Source organism: Haloferax sp. s1 (assembly GCF_058382125.1).
In genome coordinates this window covers 1-4,135 of record NZ_JBZRPK010000398.1, presented here as the reverse complement: position 1 = coordinate 4,135, position 4,135 = coordinate 1, and the positions used below count along the sequence as shown (strand labels likewise).

The window sequence follows — 4,135 nt, the reverse complement described above, 5'->3', positions numbered from 1 at the left end:
GATTTATCATACCCGGAAGGGTGATTTTAGAACTAGGGACAGGGGTGTAAGAATTAAAGAGTAGTGGGTTACTGCAACGGTTATGGAGTCCGTCTAAACAGTGATCCTGAATTAGTTGGAGTTCATTGGCGTCATGATTCCAACCCGCAAGGGTACGACACAAAGCGAAATGATGAATAGTGGGATGCACGGACAGGAGCTTCAATCCCACAAGGGTTCGTCTGAAACTGCTGACCGGCTCGTGTTGACGCGACTTGAATGAGCTTCAATCCCACAAGGGTTCGTCTGAAACTCGTCCAGCGACAGCATTTCACTGGTAATCTCGCCGCTTCAATCCCACAAGGGTTCGTCTGAAACGCTCGGTACGCGCTCGGGTGGAGCTTTGGGTTAGGGCTTCAATCCCACAAGGGTTCGTCTGAAACCTCCCCTTGGGTTTCTGAGGCCATGCTCTGGCTACGGGCTTCAATCCCACAAGGGTTCGTCTGAAACTAGGTCTATGCTGCCGATATCAAGTGTCGCGCTGCTTCAATCCCACAAGGGTTCGTCTGAAACTCTTGCGATAAGGTATCGGGCCAACTCGTGAATTTGCTTCAATCCCACAAGGGTTCGTCTGAAACCTATATCGACGTTATGTCTCGGAGGTGTGCCGATGAGCTTCAATCCCACAAGGGTTCGTCTGAAACCTATATCGACGTTATGTCTCGGAGGTGTGCCGATGAGCTTCAATCCCACAAGGGTTCGTCTGAAACAGAAGCGTTCTTCTCGGATGCCGAAATCGTCAAGCTTCAATCCCACAAGGGTTCGTCTGAAACAGTCGGTAAATTTGTGGTGGTTGGGATGCAATCGGGTGCTTCAATCCCACAAGGGTTCGTCTGAAACAAGTTGACTCGCTTGGTCCGCCACGTTTCCGAACTCGCTTCAATCCCACAAGGGTTCGTCTGAAACACGCGTCCGGGTCCCCAGCGACTGACTCGGCGTTCTCGCTTCAATCCCACAAGGGTTCGTCTGAAACCGCGCAGTAGTTCGACTTCGACGTGTCTCCGTTGCTTCAATCCCACAAGGGTTCGTCTGAAACTCTTTGCCGACATTAGTACGATTCGATTTCCAGCAGTGCTTCAATCCCACAAGGGTTCGTCTGAAACTAAGTCGAGTTTCTGTGCGACCTGCTCGTTCGTCATGCTTCAATCCCACAAGGGTTCGTCTGAAACGCCACGCCCACTCACTCGGCGTGTGGTCGCGTCCTGCGCTTCAATCCCACAAGGGTTCGTCTGAAACCCGTGTGAATACACGGGGATAGAGGTCTATAGACACGGAATTCAGATGAATGTTTCCGTCGACCCTCAATACCCCTCAACCCCCCGGGGGGTCGACGGAAGCCGTCAGAACCTCATGTAAAGCGGCTACCGGGGTCGTCTGTGTCTCCGTACGTGGTGAAATCGAACGCGTCTGGATTCCCAGCCTCGAAGATAACGATTGAGTCGTCTGGCTCAAGTTCATTCTCGATCTCGTTCTTCAGGGACGTAATTTGTCCCAGCGTAAGCTCACCAAAAAAGACGGAGTATTGCAGGTGTTCGAGTCGGCGTCGAAGCAACTTCCGATAGATCCGAGTTCGTTTGGCAGGGACATCGTACACGACAATGACGTACATGTCACCACCACTTCTCCGTTGCGTGATATGGCTCCCCTGTGAGAATGTGCTTTTTTAGACTGTAGACATCTGTTTGGATGAGCGTCTTGAAACTCACGTTACGCTTGAGTCGCGGGTGTTTTACTGTCTCATCGAGTGTTCGCTCAAACTCTTCGAGTACGGTTAACCGCCCGTCTTCGGTAAGGAGGCACCCCTTGAGTTCATCCTCAAAATCAGCAATCGTAATCTGCTTTCGATTCACGAGACGGAATACGAGGCGATCAGCAAGGATTGGTTTGAAGATATCCGCGATGTCGAGTGAAAGGGTAAACCGCCGTTCACCAGGTTCGTGCACGAATCCAACTGTTGGATCAAGTGCAGTCTTTCGGATTGCGGAGACACAACTCGTATAAACCATCCCATTTAGAAACGAGATGAGTGCGTTCGCCTCGTTGGATGGGGGATTGTATTCACGTTTCGTCAACTCAAATGGGTCTGCGAGAATTGTGTCGAAACAGCGGTAATACTGCTTTCTCGCGTTCCCCTCGACAGCTCGGAGTTCGTCGATATCTTGTGCTTCTTCAACGTCTGTTTTTAGTTCCTGAAGGGCAGCGACTGTCGAGCTAAAATCACCTCTTCGTCCGGAGTAATACTGGAGATTAGATCGCATATTGTGGATACTTGCCATGATTATTTGGTGACCAATCTGTAACCGCCGCTTGAGGTCATCATATGCACGGACCTGTTCAACGACTGTATTCCCCGAAACTTGTCCTCGTTTTGGGAGATAGGACCCTCTATAATAGTCTTTCCAGCCAAAGACATGGACTGGAACTCCATGCTCATTCAACAGGCCGAGTGCCCGCGTATTGAAGCTGATTTGGCCGTGAAGATAGAGTGAATCGATCGACTCGACAGGGAGATACTTTGTGTCTCCTTCTAGGGTGTCAATACGGAGCGTTCCTTCGTTCCGCGCCAATTCTCCGTCAGCGAAGATGTGGTGATTAGCTTTCGTCATAGCTCATGCCCAACAAAAATCTTGGTATAGGCAGGACCCGCAGTACGGCTTTGTGTTCAGTTCTGGTGGTGAATCGCGACTGACGACATCTAAAATTCCGCGAATGGTCGCTTCGATTTCAGCGGTCGCCGGCTCATCAAGTCGGACTGACTCCCGTTTCCGCTCTGTCGGGTAGGCCAAAATTCCATCTTTCTCGATGTCATGAATCTCCTGGAGGTACCAGAGATAAAACAGGAGTTGCATCCGGGCGGGTTTCTCAAGAGCGGAGGAGACTTTCACCTCCATCACTTCGCCCGATTCGAGGAGGTCTAGTTGAATCCGATTCCCGATCATGAATGACCGCCGAGCACCACTGTAACTCGTCTGGTCAACGTGTGTACCCCGCTGAATATTGGGCGTCTCGCGGTCAATATCGATTCCTTTGGCCATGAACCAGAGTTCACGTTTGCAGACGTGGTAGTACTGAACCATGAGGCCGGTAATGGGCGTCTTAGGGCGTCGACTAGGGTCTCGCTCGTCTTCGACGTATTCCCTGATTGAGTCTTTAGAATCCACCAACGTCCACCTTTTGTTGCTGCTGTTTAATATATGTTATCACGACACATACATTATCGTACTAACTAATATTGGTTTCTCCAATATGGAATGACTGTCGCAGAGAGAAACAGCGGGTGCCTCTGGATATATCTCTAAAACAGGTCACTTAGAACGTAGTAAAGCGTCCTGACACAGTATCTTCCTTTCCGCGAAGTCCACCACGCTCTAATTCATATTGGAGTGACCCCTGCCCTGTATAGCGGAATACCTGAACTCCGTCTGCAGTTCGTTTCTTCCCGTCAACACGAACAACTCCTGGGAGTTCTTCAATCGTGCTAATTGGGAGGCTGACTCGAATACTCGAAGCGGCATCGAGTTTTGTGTATGCCTCCGGGTTGCCATCGGTAAAGAGGTCTGTGAGGATATTCAACTGGGCGACCTCTGCGTCAGTTGTGGCAACCAACACGTCTGCAGTCTGGTAACCACCAATCAAGGACTGTTGGGCAAGTTGGCCAGCTTTCGCATCATCAATCTGCTTTCGAATCTCCTCTGTCGTAATCGATTTCTGTCGAAGTGTCTCGAAGTATTCGTCGACGGCATGGTGCGACACTGCAACGTCTGGGACCGCCTCGAAACTGTCGAGGTTCCCAAGAACTGTCGAGATGAGTTGGAGGTGACCTGGAATCCCTGCATCGGTAGCCCCATGCTCGTAGACCCAATGGGCAGGCGGGGATTTATTCGGTGATTTCGGTGTTTCTTCATCAGGGTCTGCGAGAGTCCACACAACGACGCGACCACCGTTGAGTCCCCATTCGTATGATCGATTACACCGACCTGCAGCCTGAACGATGCTGTCGAGTGGGGCGATATCGCGGAAAACAGTCTTGAAACTCAGGTCAACACCGGCCTCGATTGCTTGTGTTGAGACAAGGACGAACGGGACATTACTACAC

Annotated in this window: 3 protein-coding genes, 1 pseudogene and 1 CRISPR repeat array; all 4 genes and pseudogenes read right to left on the bottom strand. The window is 50.8% G+C overall.

From position 1 onward, the window contains the following. Window positions 1-198 precede the first annotated feature (198 nt). Window positions 199-1,275: direct repeats of the CRISPR family, unit length 30 nt; unit sequence GCTTCAATCCCACAAGGGTTCGTCTGAAAC. Between the two features lie 112 nt (window positions 1,276-1,387). Continuing rightward, a complete protein-coding gene (gene cas2, locus QT222_RS05195) occupies window positions 1,388-1,648 on the bottom strand; it encodes a CRISPR-associated endonuclease Cas2 (RefSeq protein WP_491476527.1) in 261 nt (86 codons plus the stop codon). A gap of 1 nt (window position 1,649) precedes the next feature. Then, complete coding sequence (gene cas1b, locus QT222_RS05190) at window positions 1,650-2,645, bottom strand: type I-B CRISPR-associated endonuclease Cas1b (protein ID WP_491476526.1); 996 nt, start codon at window positions 2,643-2,645, stop codon at window positions 1,650-1,652. Window positions 2,646-2,648: 3 nt separating this feature from the next. Next, on the bottom strand, window positions 2,649-3,116 hold the full coding sequence (gene cas4, locus QT222_RS05185; RefSeq protein ID WP_491476528.1) for a CRISPR-associated protein Cas4: 468 nt from the start codon (window positions 3,114-3,116) through the stop codon (window positions 2,649-2,651). Window positions 3,117-3,348: 232 nt separating this feature from the next. Further along, window positions 3,349-4,135 (bottom strand): annotated as a pseudogene (locus QT222_RS05180) (helicase); the annotation flags it as partial.